18 protein-coding genes and 2 tRNA genes are annotated in these 13438 nt (G+C 69.0%); 9 read left to right on the plus strand and 11 right to left on the minus strand.

The genetic code is table 11. The features are described from left to right. Positions 1 to 4: 4 nt before the first annotated feature. The 4 genes from ACT3T5_RS15720 to ACT3T5_RS15735 all read right to left on the minus strand — a co-directional run bounded on the left by ACT3T5_RS15720 (position 5) and on the right by ACT3T5_RS15735 (position 3957). A complete protein-coding gene (locus tag ACT3T5_RS15720) occupies positions 5 to 1612 on the minus strand; it encodes a molybdopterin-dependent oxidoreductase (RefSeq protein WP_444594850.1) in 1608 nt (535 codons plus the stop codon). Beyond that, a complete protein-coding gene (locus ACT3T5_RS15725; RefSeq protein ID WP_444594851.1) occupies positions 1612 to 2535 on the minus strand; it encodes an anti-sigma factor domain-containing protein in 924 nt (307 codons plus the stop codon). Before ACT3T5_RS15725 ends, ACT3T5_RS15720 begins: the two co-directional genes overlap by 1 nt. Then, positions 2532 to 3125: an ECF RNA polymerase sigma factor SigK gene (sigK, locus tag ACT3T5_RS15730; RefSeq protein WP_444594856.1), complete on the minus strand. Its 594-nt coding sequence runs from the start codon at positions 3123 to 3125 to the stop codon at positions 2532 to 2534. The genes ACT3T5_RS15725 and sigK overlap by 4 nt, the downstream gene beginning before the upstream one ends. 133 nt (positions 3126 to 3258) lie before the next feature. Then, positions 3259 to 3957 (minus strand): fasciclin domain-containing protein, encoded by a 699-nt coding sequence (locus ACT3T5_RS15735; protein ID WP_444594852.1) that lies wholly within the window; start codon positions 3955 to 3957, stop codon positions 3259 to 3261. A gap of 209 nt (positions 3958 to 4166) precedes the next feature. On the opposite strand from ACT3T5_RS15735, the gene ACT3T5_RS15740 reads away from it, so the two are divergent. The 3 genes from ACT3T5_RS15740 (at position 4167) to ACT3T5_RS15750 (ending at position 4518) form a co-directional block, all read left to right on the plus strand. Further along, a tRNA-Ile gene (locus tag ACT3T5_RS15740) sits at positions 4167 to 4240 on the plus strand. Between the two features lie 21 nt (positions 4241 to 4261). After that, on the plus strand, positions 4262 to 4411 hold the full coding sequence (locus ACT3T5_RS15745) for a DLW-39 family protein (protein ID WP_193117682.1): 150 nt from the start codon (positions 4262 to 4264) through the stop codon (positions 4409 to 4411). A 34-nt stretch (positions 4412 to 4445) separates the two neighbouring features. Next, a tRNA-Ala gene (locus ACT3T5_RS15750) sits at positions 4446 to 4518 on the plus strand. A 94-nt stretch (positions 4519 to 4612) separates the two neighbouring features. Here the strand turns inward: ACT3T5_RS15750 and ACT3T5_RS15755 are convergent. Next, the gene (locus ACT3T5_RS15755) at positions 4613 to 5053 is read right to left on the minus strand and encodes a MerR family transcriptional regulator (protein ID WP_443345584.1); all 441 of its coding nucleotides are present in this window, start codon (positions 5051 to 5053) and stop codon (positions 4613 to 4615) included. Positions 5054 to 5193: 140 nt separating this feature from the next. Between ACT3T5_RS15755 and ACT3T5_RS15760 the strand changes: the two genes are divergently transcribed. The 5 genes from ACT3T5_RS15760 (at position 5194) to ACT3T5_RS15780 (ending at position 9771) form a co-directional block, all read left to right on the plus strand. Then, positions 5194 to 5919, plus strand: coding sequence for an SDR family oxidoreductase (locus tag ACT3T5_RS15760; RefSeq protein ID WP_443345586.1), 726 nt, complete (start codon positions 5194 to 5196; stop codon positions 5917 to 5919). Positions 5920 to 6199: 280 nt separating this feature from the next. Then, the gene (locus ACT3T5_RS15765) at positions 6200 to 6973 is read left to right on the plus strand and encodes a CHRD domain-containing protein (protein WP_444579444.1); all 774 of its coding nucleotides are present in this window, start codon (positions 6200 to 6202) and stop codon (positions 6971 to 6973) included. Positions 6974 to 7286: 313 nt separating this feature from the next. Beyond that, positions 7287 to 7718, plus strand: a complete 432-nt coding sequence (locus ACT3T5_RS15770; RefSeq protein ID WP_443345590.1) for a class F sortase — start codon at positions 7287 to 7289, stop codon at positions 7716 to 7718. Between the two features lie 9 nt (positions 7719 to 7727). Beyond that, a complete protein-coding gene (locus ACT3T5_RS15775; protein ID WP_444594853.1) occupies positions 7728 to 9215 on the plus strand; it encodes a PepSY-associated TM helix domain-containing protein in 1488 nt (495 codons plus the stop codon). A gap of 13 nt (positions 9216 to 9228) precedes the next feature. Beyond that, positions 9229 to 9771, plus strand: coding sequence for an HAD family hydrolase (locus ACT3T5_RS15780; protein ID WP_443345592.1), 543 nt, complete (start codon positions 9229 to 9231; stop codon positions 9769 to 9771). Positions 9772 to 9853: 82 nt separating this feature from the next. Here the strand turns inward: ACT3T5_RS15780 and ACT3T5_RS15785 are convergent, their stop codons facing one another. The 6 genes from ACT3T5_RS15785 to fdxA form a co-directional block, all read right to left on the minus strand. Next, positions 9854 to 10183: a nuclear transport factor 2 family protein gene (locus ACT3T5_RS15785; RefSeq protein WP_443345593.1), complete on the minus strand. Its 330-nt coding sequence runs from the start codon at positions 10181 to 10183 to the stop codon at positions 9854 to 9856. A gap of 99 nt (positions 10184 to 10282) precedes the next feature. Continuing rightward, complete coding sequence (locus ACT3T5_RS15790) at positions 10283 to 10669, minus strand: YciI family protein (protein ID WP_443345595.1); 387 nt, start codon at positions 10667 to 10669, stop codon at positions 10283 to 10285. An 84-nt stretch (positions 10670 to 10753) separates the two neighbouring features. Beyond that, positions 10754 to 11662: a TolB family protein gene (locus tag ACT3T5_RS15795; RefSeq protein ID WP_193117676.1), complete on the minus strand. Its 909-nt coding sequence runs from the start codon at positions 11660 to 11662 to the stop codon at positions 10754 to 10756. Between the two features lie 18 nt (positions 11663 to 11680). Continuing rightward, entirely contained in the window at positions 11681 to 11959 is a 279-nt protein-coding gene (locus ACT3T5_RS15800) for a hypothetical protein (protein WP_193117675.1), read from the minus strand. After that, positions 11949 to 12389: a MerR family transcriptional regulator gene (locus ACT3T5_RS15805; protein WP_444594854.1), complete on the minus strand. Its 441-nt coding sequence runs from the start codon at positions 12387 to 12389 to the stop codon at positions 11949 to 11951. Before ACT3T5_RS15805 ends, ACT3T5_RS15800 begins: the two co-directional genes overlap by 11 nt. Positions 12390 to 12441: 52 nt before the next feature. Next, a complete protein-coding gene (gene fdxA, locus ACT3T5_RS15810) occupies positions 12442 to 12771 on the minus strand; it encodes a ferredoxin (RefSeq protein ID WP_441448142.1) in 330 nt (109 codons plus the stop codon). A gap of 78 nt (positions 12772 to 12849) precedes the next feature. Here fdxA and soxR point away from each other — a divergent pair, with 78 nt between their 5' ends. Continuing rightward, positions 12850 to 13338, plus strand: a complete 489-nt coding sequence (gene soxR, locus ACT3T5_RS15815) for a redox-sensitive transcriptional activator SoxR (RefSeq protein WP_193117673.1) — start codon at positions 12850 to 12852, stop codon at positions 13336 to 13338. Positions 13339 to 13438 lie beyond the last annotated feature (100 nt).

Consider the following 13438-nt stretch of genomic DNA (forward strand, 5'->3'; position numbering starts at 1 on the left):
CGCCTCATTCGACGGTGAACTCGATCGTGTGCCAACCGCTCGCACCGTTCGGCACCGGATTCGCCCGCTCCTCGGTCTGCTGCTCACCATCGCCGCCGGTGGCCCGCACCGAGACGCTGTGATCGCCCGCAGTGGCGTCCTCCCACTGCAGTGACCACTGGACCCAGGTGTCCGCGCTGACCTCCGCCCCCAGCTCCGCCTCGCGCCAGTCGCCGTCGTCGATCCGCACCTCGACGGCGGAGATCCCGCGCTGCTGCGCCCAGGCCGTGCCGCCGAGCATCACGGCGCCGTCGGCATCCGGGGAGAGCTTCCCGAAGGAGCGCGGCACGTCCACGCGGGAGGCGATCTTGATGGGGCCGCGCTCGGACCAGCCGCGATCCGTCCAATAGGCGGTCTCGTCGGCGAAACGGGTCACGGTCAGCTCGGTGAGCCATTTCGTGGCCGAGACGTACCCGTACAGGCCGGGGACGACCATCCGCACCGGATACCCGTGGTCCTGGGGCAGCGGCTCGCCGTTCATCCCCACGGCGATCAGCGAGTCGCGGTCGTCGGTCAGGGCCTCGATCGGCGTGGAGGCGGTGAAGCCGTCGATGGAGCGGGAGAGCACCATGTCGGCCCCGTCCTTGACGCCCACGCGCTCCAGCAGCGTGCGCACGGGCACGCCGAGCCATGTCGCGTTCCCGGCGAGATCGCCGCCGACGGTGTTGGAGACGCAGGTCAGCGTCACGTGCTTCTCGATCATCGGCTCGGCGAGCAGCTGTTCGAACGTCAGCGTGAGCTCGCGGTCGACCAGCCCGTGGATCCGCAGCTCCCAGGTCGTGGGGTCGACGCGCGGCACGGCGAGGGCCGTGTCGATCCGGTAGAAGTCGTCGTTCGGCGTGAGGTACGCGGGCATGCCCTCGAGATCCACCTGGGCGTCGGCGGGGATCTCCTCGGCGCGGGTGCGCGGCGTGGGCAGAACGAACCCGGCGGCCTTGCTCGCGATCTCGCGGCTCGCGTTGACGCCTCGAGCCCCCGCCGCGACGATGACGGCGAGGATGCCGACCGCCCCGACGCCCACCAGGGATCGCCGTCGGGACCAGCCCGCCGCGTTCCCCGGTACGACCTCGGCCCTCGCACCTGCGGAGGGAGCGCGCACGGCGCGCAGCAGGAGCAGCAGCGTCGGGACCGCGACGACGGTTCCGAGCACGGTCGGGATCGCGTCGGGCACGGAGTTCTGCGCCCGGGTCAGCACGATGATCGTGGCGAAGAGGCCGAGTCCCGCCAGCACGAGGGCGGCGGTGCGGGGCCGACGCGATCCGAGGGCGCCGTTCAGCGCGGTGAGCACGAGGTACACCACGACCATCGAGGCGAACAGGACCAGTTTGTCCTTGGTGCCGAACAGGCCGATGGCCAGATCCTTCACCCAGGGCGGGATGATGTCGATGAACCCTCCGCCGACGGCCACGAACGGCGCCGAGGAGGAGCTGAAGGCCAAGGAGGCCAGCTCCGCGACGGCCAGCAGCACGATCCCGCCGATCACGCCGGCGAGCACCGACCACCAGGGGACCTTCGGCCGTGCAGCGCGGGGGCCGCGGGCGGAGGGCTCCTGGCGGTCGGTGGATGTGTTCATTACAGCTCCTTGATCGCGATCACGTCGGTGGGTTCCTCGGAGCCGCCGGCCGGTTCGATGCTGAGACCGATCTGGGCCGTCGGGGACATCTCTTCTCGTGCCATCACGATCTGGTCCGGCTCGGAGATCAAGCCCGCGTCCTTCGCGGTGCCGTCCACGATCCAGAGCTGGTACGTGCTGTCGCTCGGCAGCTCCGGGAGGCCGGCGGCCTGGACGATCATGGCCTGCTGGTCCCGTGAGTACATGACATGCAGGTCCCCGCCGTGGGTGGAGGGCACAGTGAGCTGGGAGGTGTCGTCGGCGGTCATGAGCGCGGAGATCATCTCCTGCTCCTCCTCCGAGCCGGCCTGCTCCGATTCCAGGGCCTCGATGGTCGCTCGGGCATCGTCCTCGGCGGCTCGTTCCGAGCTCCACAGTCCGACGCCTGCGACCGTTGTGACCATCAGTGCTGCGGCGGCGACAGCCAGCCAGCGCGAGCGCCGCACGCTCGATCGGTAGCGATCCAGGGGGATCACGGTGGCGTCACGGCCCGCATCCGCCGCATCTGATCCGGCGTCGCTCTCGGGCCCGGTCGTGTTGCGGGATGTCGCTGCGGTCTCGGTCTCCGCATCGGCGGGCGGCACGTCGGCCCGGCGATGGGTCGCCGCGCGCGGCGCCGACTGGTCCTCCGCGGAGGAGTCCTGGTCCACCGTGGACAGCTGTGGTGTCTGGGCGATCCGCGTCATCAGCGAGGACTTCAGCTCAGGGCGGGGGGCCTCCGGCTCGAGCCCGCGGGCGAGCTCGCCGGCGGTCTCCTCGAAGGAGTGCGCCTCGGACGCTGCCTCGGGATCCTGGGCGAGGAAATCCTCGATCAGGGCGCGCTCGTCGGCGTCCAGGGCGTTCAGGGCCCAGGCGCCGGTCATGTCACGTTTCTGCTCGTTCACGAGGTCACCCCCAGACTGTCTCGGAGGACGATCATTCCGTCCCGTATTCGGGTCTTGGCCGTTCCCAGCGGGATGTCGAGGAGCTTCGCGACCTCGCTGTGGCTGCAGCCGGAGAAGTAGGCGAGGCGGATCGCATCGGACTGCAACGGGGTCAGGGCTTTCATCGCCGTGGCGACGCGCTGCGACTCCACCCTCATGATCCCCTCCTCCTGCACGTCAACGACCTTCTCGTCGAGAGCTCGCAGCCCCTCTGCGGAGTCACGTCGCCGGGAGGCGTCGACGGAACGGACGGTGTCGACGGCGCGACGGTGGGCGATGGTGCATATCCACCCGTGGGCAGAGCCGCGACGGGCATCGAACCGGGGAGCTTGCTTCCAGATCTCCACGAACACCTCCTGCAACACTTCCTCGCTGATGGATACGTCTCTGACCACTCTCTTGACCAGGGAGAACAACAGGGACGAGGTGCGGTCGTAGAGATCAGAGAAGGCATCCTCTTGCCCCTGTCCCACGCGATGCAGCAGCTCCGCGAGAGCGGATGCGGCGGAATCGTCCGGTACGCCCCCTCGCGGATCCGTCAGCGGCTGCACTGCTGACCGGGGCGGATCGTGCGATGGGGGAGGATCGTGCGCCATTCACAGCTCCTTGCAGGACGGTGCGAGCGGGCGGGGCGATCGACTATCGTTCCCCGCCCGCTCACCATGTCCGTCCAGTGTGCGCGGTTCAGCTGGCGTCCGCCATCGACGGCGGCATCAGAACGGTATCGACCAGGTAGACGGTCGCGTTCTGGGTCTGGACGCCGCCGCAGATCACGGTCGAGCCGTTGACCATGAGGTCATCACCGCTCCCGGTGACCTCGAGATCCTCGCCCTCCACAGTGGTGTGGGTGCCGGCGATCTCGTCGGGCGCGATCTGACCGGGGACGACGTGGTAGGTCAGCACGGTGGACAGGCTGTCCGCATCGCCCGCGAGCGCGGTCAGATCGGCCTCGGGGATGGCGCCGAAGGCGTCGTCGACGGGCGCGAAGACCGTGAACTGGTCGCCGTCCAGGGTGTCGACGAGGTTGACGTCGGGGTTCAGCTCGCCGGAGACCGCCGAGGTGAGGGTGGTGAGAAGGGGGTTGTTGGAGGCGGCGACGCTCAGCGGGTCCTGGGCCATGCCCTCGACCGAGCCGTCGCCATCGGGCACCATTGCGGCGTAGTCCGCGCAGCCGGCGCCGACGAGGTTCGCTGCGGGATCCATGTCCATGCCGCCGTCGGAGGCCATCGAGCCACCGCCGTCGGAGGCCTGAGTCTGCTCGGCCGCGGGCTGGCCGCCCTCGTCCGTGCCGGCGTCATCTCCCATGCCGCCGGAGCAGGCGCTCATCAGGACGACGGTGGCAGCGAGGGCTCCGAGCTTGGGAAGCATCGATCGAGTCTTCATGGCAATCTCCTTGGTGATCCGGTGCTGACGCCGCAGCGGCGTCATGCACAGAGTTCGGAGCCGGCTGGCCGGTGGATTGGAACGGACCCGGACAACTTGTTGTGACCTCCCGTACAACCGCCCAGGCCGGTTGGACGGGATGGGGAGGGGGCTGTAATGTTGTCCGTCGGTGGTTGACGTCGGAAGCAGGCGTCGAAATCAGCCCCTACGGGCCTATAGCTCAGTCGGTTAGAGCGCTGTCCTGATAAGACAGAGGTCACTGGTTCAAGTCCAGTTAGGCCCACTTCGAGGATCGGAGGACACGATGAAGACGTTCATCAAGGTTGCAGCAGTCCTGATCGGCACGTCCGCGGCCGGTCTCCTCACCTGGCGAAAGATCGAGTCTGATCGTCTTCGCAACGATCTCTGGACCGAGGCCGAGAAGGTCTCCTCCCAGCAGGACACGTCCGCCTGATCTGCCGGAAGGTACGATCGACACAGATGGATACGGGGACTTAGCTCAGTTGGTAGAGCGGTAGCTTTGCAAGCTTCAGGTCAGGGGTTCGACCCCCCTAGTCTCCACGAACAGCAGGTCAGAGGCCCTTCCCCGAATCGGGGGAGGGCCTCTGTGCTGTCCTCGAGCGATGTCCTTGGTCGATGCCCCAGGAGGCGCGGGTCAGGAGGGCGCGACGCGATCGAGCTCCTCGTCGGCGCGGGCGCCGCCGCCGGTCCAGGGCGACCAGGCCGGCTCACGCAGGCCCGGGCAGTGCTCCGGGGTGGGCTGATGAGCCATCTCGACCACCCGGTCCAGGGCATCGCGCGCCGCAGCCAGATCGTCCATCGCCTCCGTGATCCGCCGACGCTCCGCGGCCAGGAGCTCGAAGACCTCCGGCGAGCCGTGCCCGGTGTCCACGCAGGGAAGCAGCTGCGAGACCGTGCGGCTGGGCAGGCCGGCGGCGAAGAACTGCTGGATCAGCCGCACGCGCTCGACGGCGGACTCCGGATAGGTGCGCTGGCCACCTGGGCTGCGCTCCGAGCTCAGCAGGCTCTGCTCCTCGTAATACCGCAGTGCGCGGGTGCTGACCCCGGCGCCTCGCGCCACATCGCCGATCCTCATGCAGGGCCTCCGGGTGACCTGGGACTCGTTCCTCGACAGAACCTTGACCTTGACGTCAACGTCAGGTTCTAGCGTACTCGGCATCGGGGTCGCGGACAACGCCGCGGCCGCCAGGGTCGACGAAGAGAGCAGGAACAGTCATGGATGCTGCAGGTCAGATCGCTGTCGTCACCGGAGCGAACCGAGGGATCGGTCGCCAGTTCGTCCTCGAGCTGCTCGAGAGAGGGGCCACGACCGTCTATGCGACGGCCCGTCGGCCGGAGCTGCTCGAGTTCGACGATCCGCGTGTGGTCCCGCTGCGGATCGACCTCCTCGATCACGGGTCCGTGGTCGAGGCGGCGCAGACCGCGCGGGATGCGACGCTCCTCGTCAACAACGCCGGCATCTCGACCGGTGCGAGCCTGCTGACCGGTGAGCTCGCGGAGATCCACCGCGAGATGGATACGCATTTCTGGGGCACGCTCGACATGATCCGTGCGTTCGCCCCGGTCCTCGCCGCGAACGGCGGAGGGGCGATCGTGAACGTCCTCTCGGCGCTGTCGTGGTTCGCCGCTCCCGGAACCGGCTCCTATGCCGCGGCGAAGGCCGCGCAGTGGAACCTCACCAACGGCGTGCGCCTCGAGCTCGCCGAGCAGGGAACCCTGGTCCAGGGCGTCCATCTGGGTGCGGCGGCCACCGATATCTCGGCCGGGTACGACGGGCCCAAGATCGATCCCCGCGAGGTGCCCCGCCGCGCGCTCGACGCCCTGACGACCGACTCGATCGAAGTGGTCGTGGACGACTGGAGCGCCATGGTCAAGGCGTCCCTGGCCGGGGAACCCGCCGAGTTCTACACGAAGATCGTCGCGCTGCTCGCAGCTGCCTGAGGGGCTCCGCCAGCGACGTGACCAACTTCCACGATCTGCGAGCCCGGGGGCCCTGGTGCCCTCGGGCTCGTCGTCGCGCTACGCCGCCTCGCTATGCTGCCGCGCCATGCCGTCGGCCCGTCTCGTCGGCCGGAGTCGTCGGCCTGTGAGGCCGGCCGTCGGCGTTCCGATCTCAGAAAGATCTGTGATCCGTCCAATCCGATCCTCCCCGGGCTCCGAACCACCCCCACGTCACCGTCCTCGGCAGTCGCACGGCTGTCCGGTGGCCCACGAAGGAGTCATGATGCGCACGACGACGAAGCGAGTGCTCCCCCTGTTCGCGGCCACGGCCATGCTCGGCATGTTCGGAGCATCCGGCGCCGCACTGGCTGATGGCCCGGAGACGACGTCCCTGGAAGCCAACCTCACCGAGCTCAACGATTCCGGGGCCTCGGGCTCCGCGTGGGTCACGCTCGATGGCAACGAGGTCACCGTGAAGGTGGAGAGCGCGGGTCTGCTGGCCGGTGCTCCCCATGCTCAGCACATCCATATCGGTGGCAAGAACGAGTGCCCCGATCCCGGGATGAAGGGCACCGGTTTCGAGGGTGCGATCCGTACTACCGATGCTGCTGATTCCTATGGCGCGGTGGCTGTGTCCCTGACCAACGATGGTGATACCAGCCCCGACAGTGCCCTGGCCGTGGATCGTTTCCCGGTCGGTGAGGGTGGCACCTATGAGCGGACCTTCGAGGTCAGCGACGATGTCGCCGCGAGCCTCGCCAAGGGCGAGGGTTCCGTGGTGCTTCACGGTGTGGACCACAACGGCAATGGCACCTATGACGGTGACCAGATGTCCGACCTGGACCCCTCGCTGCCGTCCGAGGCCACCGATCCCGCGGCCTGCGGTTCGCTCGGTATGAGCCAGATGGCCGACATGCCCGAGGGTGGGGCCGACACCGGTGACGGCACCACTGCCGGCATCGAGGACGCCGGCCTGATGGTCGCCGGTGGTGGCCTGATCGCCGCCGCGTTCGCCGGTGCGGTCGCACTGCGCAAGCGCGCGATGCAGAAGTGAGATGACCCCTCAGGGATCACCCCGCCGGGGCGGAGGCCGTCGAACGACGGCCGCCGCCCTGGCGGTGATCGCGCTCCTCGGCGCTGTGCTGCTCATCGTGTCCCTGACCAACCAGGTCGGCGAGCCCCCACAACCCGAACTCCGCTCCCAGGGAGCCGAGGCCTCTGAGGCCCCGGATGTCTCCGATGGGGGCGGTACGAAGCCCCCTGTCATCCCGAGTACGGCGGCCGGAGAGCAGAAGCCCGCGGAACCCGATGAGTCAGGAGACGCCGCTCCCACAGTGGAACCTCTGGGGAGGTCCGAGCCGACGTCGATGACGATCCCCTCGATCGGCGTCGACGAGGAGCTCTTCCCGATCGGACTCGGCGAGAACGGTGAACTGCTCGCCCCACGAGGCGACCGCGCGAACCAGCCGGCCTGGTTCGAAGAATCACCCACACCCGGCGAGACCGGCCCAGCAGTTATCGAAGGACACGTCACCTGGGGCGGAGACCCATCCGTCTTCTTCGAACTCGGCGGACTCACCACCGGCGACCAGATCGACGTCGAACGGGCGGACGGAACCACCGCGACCTTCGAGGTTTACGACTCCGCCCGCTACCCCAAGGATCAGTTCCCCACCCTCGACGTCTACGGAGCCACCGACGGCCCGGAACTCCGGGTGATCACCTGCGGCGGCGATCTCGGCGCCGACGGGCACCACCTCGACAACACCGTCGTCTTCGCCCGACTCGTCCAGAACTGAGGACCCGCCATGGCCACACCGGCTGCCCCGCGTGACCGTTGGCTCGGCCCGCTGCTTCTCAGGCTGCATTTCTACGCCGCGATCCTCGTCGCCCCCTTCATCCTGATCTCCGCGGCCAGCGGAGCCCTCTACGCGCTGACCCCGCAGCTCGAGCAGCTGGTCTACGCCGAGGAGCTCACGGCACCGTCCGAGGGCCCGCCGCTCCCGCTGGCCGAGCAGGTCGCCGCGGCGCAGGCGCACGTCGGCGAGGAAGCGGTGGTCACCGCGATCCGACCCGCCCCGGAGGTCGGGGACACCACTCGCGTGATGTATGCCGATGACTCCCTCGGCGAGAGCGAGTCGCGCGCGATCATGCTGGACCCGGCGACCGCGGAGATCCGCGGCGACCTCACCGTGTACGGCACCAGCGGCTCCCTGCCGCTGCGCACCTGGGTCGACCAGCTGCACCGCAACCTGCATCTGGGAGAGGTGGGCCGCCTCTACAGCGAGCTCTCCGCCTCCTGGCTCGGCGTGATCGCCCTCGCGGGTCTCGGACTCTGGATCCGGAGGGCCCGACGTGCGCGACGCACACGCCGCACGCGGGACCTTCTCCTCCCGGATCTGCAGGCACGGGGCTATCGACGCACCCTCTCCCTGCATTCCTCGGTCGGGGCGTGGGTGCTGCTCGGCGCCCTGTTCCTCTCGGCCACCGGGATCACCTGGTCCCAGTACGGGGGAGGGAACATCGGCACCATCCGCGAGGCCTTCGGCTTCACCACCGCCGCTGTCAGCACCGAGCTGCCGCAGGAGACGACCGCCGGTGCGGAGGGTACGTCGGACACGGGCGACATGGACGGCATGGAGGGGATGACGGGCAAGGATGCCGGGGAGCACGCCGAGCACGAGTCGCATCACGACGCACCTGCGGCAGGTGCAGCTGAGTCAGCCGGTCCCGGCGAAGCCGCTGCCGCGCCCAGGGCCGATCTCGGCCAGATCGACCGTGTGCTCGCTGCAGGTCGCTCCGCGAACATCGACACGGGACTCGTGGAGATCCGCCCTCCGGCCGACGCCGGCTCCGCCTGGGTGGTCGAGGAGATCCAGCGCAGCTATCCCACGAAGGTGGACGCGATCGCGATCGACGGCAGCACCCTGGAGGTCGTGGACCGCACCGACTTCGCTGAGGCGGACCTCGCCGCCAAGCTCACCCGCTGGGGCATCGACCTGCACATGGGATCGATGTTCGGGCTGGGCAACCAGATCGTCCTGTTCGTGATCGCCTCGGCCGTGGTCGCGATGATCATCTGGGGATACCTGATGTGGTGGCAGCGCCCGCCCACCAAGGGCGGGAGCGGATTCGGGAAGCCGCCCCGTCGCGGCGCGCTGCGTCGGGCCCCGTGGTGGGGCGCGGCCCTGGTGCTGCTCGCCGCCGCGGGCATCGGCCTCATGCTGCCGCTGATGGGCGTGAGCCTGGCTGCCTTCGTCATCGTCGATACGATCGTCGGTCGGCTTCGGCGGTGACTAGGCTGAGCGCATGACCCCGAGATCCCTGATCGTGCTGCTGGACTGCGGCGACACCCTCATCGACGAAGGCACCCAGGTCCACGACGACACGGGAGTGGTCCTCTCCGCCGACGTGATCCCGGGGGCCGATCGCATGGTCCGGGATCTCGTCGCCGCCGGATTCCGCCTCGCCCTCGTCGCCGACGGTCGCTACGTCTCCTTCGAGAACCTGCTGACCCAGCACGAGCTCTTCGACCTGTTCGAGACGCTGACCTGCTCCGATGCGATCCGGCACGAGAAACCCAGCCCCCGCATGTTCAAGGCGGCCATGGGGGCCCTGGATCTTGAGCCGGCCGACGCCGCGCGCTGCGTGATGGTCGGCAACAACCTGGCTCGCGACATCGCCGGCGCGAACCGGATGGGGATCATGAGCATCCATATGGCCTGGACGGACCGGTATCCGAAGGAGCCGGCAGGGCCCGACGAGGTCCCCGACCACACGATCGCAACCCCGGCCGAGCTGCTGTCCCTGCTGCGCCGGCTCGACGACGAGCTCGGCGAGCCCGCGGCCTGACCAGCGCGCCGACACCGCGGGGCCGCAGGCGGACTGCTCCTCACGTCGTGGATGCTCGAGACGTGGATCCTCGGGGAGCGGGTCAGCCCTCGCGGATCGTCATCCGGGCGATGCGCTCGCCGTCGACGTCGAACGCGAAGGAGCTGCGTCCGTTCGCGTGGGTGCTGCGCCAGTCGCCGATGACGGTCACGCGGGTGCCGTTGACGGTGACCTCCTCGGGGGTGAGGACGCCGTCGGCGCCGAGGAACTCCTTGTCGCTCCACGCCTTGATGGAGTCGCGGTCGGGGAAGACGCGCCCCCAGTCGTCGACGGCGCCATCGGGGCCGAAGGCATCGAGGAATGCCTGCTCATCGTGCTGATTGACCGCGTCGATGAACGAGGCGACGGGCTCTGGGACGGTGGGCTGTGCCATGCGGGCCTCCTGGTTGATCGGGGGACCAGGATGGCACAGGGGTGATCGAGCGGTCACCGGGGCCGATCCCGAGGGCTATCGCGCGCTTCCCCCCGTGGGTCAGCTGAGGACGGGCCGCAGCTCGAGCCACTCGTGGATCGGCTTCCCGTCCTTCCCGGGCTCCGCAGAGAGCTCCGCGGCGAGCTCCTCGGCCCGCTCGCGGCTCGCGACATCGATGATCATCCAGCCTGCGACCAGGTCTTTCGCATCCAGAGCGGCCGAATCGGTGAGCGGGGGGCTGCCTTCGCCGTCGTACCGCACGAACGTTCCCTTGGAGGACAGCGCCAGGGAGTCGACGAACTCGCCGCTGTCCCGCAGCCGGTCCGCGAAGTCCTCCATGTACTGCATATGGTCCGCGACGTCGCTCTTCGACCACTGATCCATCGGCACGTCGTTCACCCCGGCCGGCGCTCCGCGGTAGTGCTTGATCATCACGTACTTGGCCATGGGAGGCCTCCTTCGAGAGGGGTCCGCCCATTCTTACCCGCTCCCCGCCCCGGGGGAAGGTGCGCTGATGGTCCTTCTTTGGGCCTACTGCGCGTCGAACTCCTCGATCGGGTAGTCGACGAAGGCGAAGGCCGAGCCGTCCGGTGCCCAGCTGGGCACGTTCATGGTGCCCTGGCCGCCGTGGAGGGCGACGAGCGTCGTCGGCTGGTCCCAGGCCTCCCACTTCACGAGCCGCAGCTCGACGCTGCGGTTCTCCGGGTGGCCGATCGTGCCCGGCTCGAAGCTCACGTAGGCCACGACGTCCCCGGTCGGGGCGACGTGCGGGAACCAGTTCACACGCTCATCGGCGGTCAGCTTCTCGAGCTCGCTGCCGTCCGGGCGGATCCGCGCGAGCTGGGCGTGGCCCGGCACGGTCGAGAACTGCTCGGTGTTGAACAGGATCCACTGCCCGTCGGGGCTCCAGGCGGGCCCGTCGGCCGGGCCGGCATCGGTGGTCAGCGCCCGGTCCCCCGTGCCGTCGGCGCCGATCAGATGGAGGGCGGCCGCGGTCCAGGGGTCCTGTCCCTGCGGCACGACGCGCACATACGCCAGCTCCGTGCCGTCCGGGCTCACCCCGTGCAGGAAGTGCAGGGGCCCGTCCTCGCTGGTCACCCGGGTGATCTCGGAGCCGTCGAAGGGGACGTGCCAGATGTGGTGGTCGTTCGCCGAGGCGAACACGCCGGTGCCGTCGCGCAGCAGCACATGGTCGTTGTTCACCGGCGGCAGGCCCGGGACGTCGAAGAGATCGGGCTCAGAGGAGCCGTCGGCTGCGAGGAACCAGAGCTTCCCGTCGCCGTTGATCAGGAGGCGGCCGTCGGCCAGCCAGTTCGGCGCCTCGTAGAGCCGCTGCGCGGACTCATGGACGGTGCGCACCTCCCCGCTCGCTCGGTCCCACACACGGATCCGGGCACGCTGGCCGGGCTGAAGGGTTCTCCACGAGATGGTGTCGCTCATGCCGAGGAGTCTGGCACGTCAGGCCTCCGCGGTGACGATGAGCATCAGGACGACGGCGAACAGGGAGAGGGCGCCGAGGGAGGCGCCCACGGCGGCCGACAGCACGGTCGGGGCGAGGCCCATGTCCCAGCGCCAGATCCCGACCAGGCCGAGGGTGATGGCGGCCACGGCGACGGGAGTGGCGATGAAGTCCCCGATCCCGGGGATCGCGATGCAGGCCACGGCGGCGAGGCCGAAGGTCAGGGAGTAGTCCCCGGCGGTGTAGCGCCTGCGGCCCGACGGCAGCTCAGCCGGCATGCGCGCTGTGCTCCTCGATGACCTCGTCGAGGATGTCGATCGTGTCGAGCTGGCGCTCGACCTCCTGCTGCAGCCGGTCGCGGTGCTCGCGCAGCTCGGTCACGAGGTCCTCGGTGCAGTGCGCGTCATCGATCATGCCGGGCAGGACGGGCCGGATGTCCGCACTGGACAGACCGGCGGCGAACAGGCGCTGGACCAGGAGCACGCGGTCCACGGCCTCGGACTCGTAGCGCCGGTGGCCGGCCTCGGTGCGGCGGGCGACGAGGAGTCCCTGCTCCTCGTAGTACCGCAGGGATCGCGGGCTCACCCGCGTCAGCTCGGCGAGTCCACCGATGCTGAGCAGCTCGGGCGGGGCGGGCGGGTCGGGCAGGCCGAGGAGATCTGTCTGCCCGGTGGGCCGGGCCCTCACATGTGTGTCAGATATCGACATGACCGCAGTGTATGGCGCTGCGGGCCCGTTGGCGCGGAACCTGACATGCGTGTCAGGCGAGGGGGTTCGGCTGTGTGGGCAGGGCCTCGATCAGCGGGTGGTCCTTGTCGATCACGCCCATCTTCGCGGCGCCGCCGGGAGCCCCGAGGTCGTCGAAGAAGTCGACGTTGGCGTTGTAGTAGTCGGCCCACTGGTCCGGGGTGTCGTCCTCGTAGAAGATCGCTTCGACGGGGCACACGGGTTCGCAGGCGCCGCAGTCCACGCACTCGTCGGGTTGGATGTACAGCATCCGGTTGCCCTCGTAGATGCAGTCCACGGGGCATTCGTCCACGCAGGCACGATCCTTCACGTCCACGCAGGGCAGGGCGATCACATAGGTCACGGAGGCTTGTCCTTCCCAGTCGGTGTGAGAGGACCGTAAGATCTCAAGCGCACTTGAAGTCAAGCGGACGGGGTGACCATGAATGTGCCGCACGAACCGGACGAGCTGCTGACGATCGGCGAGATGAGCCGGCGCACCGGCGTGGCGCAGTCCGCCCTGCGCTATTACGAGGATCTCGACCTCATCGCCTCGGTGCGCACCTCCGGCAACCAGCGCCGCTACGCCCGTCACATGCTGCGCCGGGTCTCCCTGATCTCCGTTGCCAAGCGCCTGGGGATGCCGCTCTCGGACGTGCACGATGCCTTCGGGGACGTGCCCATGGACAGCACGCCCTCCCACGCCGACTGGCAACGCGCCTCGCGTCGGTGGAAGCTGCAGCTCGAGGAGCGCCGGCGCAGCATCGAGCGGCTCGAGAACGAGCTCACCGGCTGCATCGGCTGCGGCTGCCTCTCGCTGAAGGCGTGCGCGCTGCTGAACCCCGACGACGCCCTGGCCTCGACGGGCGTGGGTCCTCGACGCCTGGACGGCATCCACGACGACGAGGATTCCGCCGGGGACGAACGATGACGGACAGGATTGCCCTCAAGTGCACTTGAGGTCCTAGGGTCGAGGCATCACCTCGACGAAAGGACTGATCATGGCGGACTACACGCTTCCCGATCTCGAT

It is taken from the genome of Brachybacterium sp. AOP3-A1-3 (assembly GCF_052378285.1).
Classification (GTDB): Bacteria; Actinomycetota; Actinomycetes; order Actinomycetales; family Dermabacteraceae; genus Brachybacterium.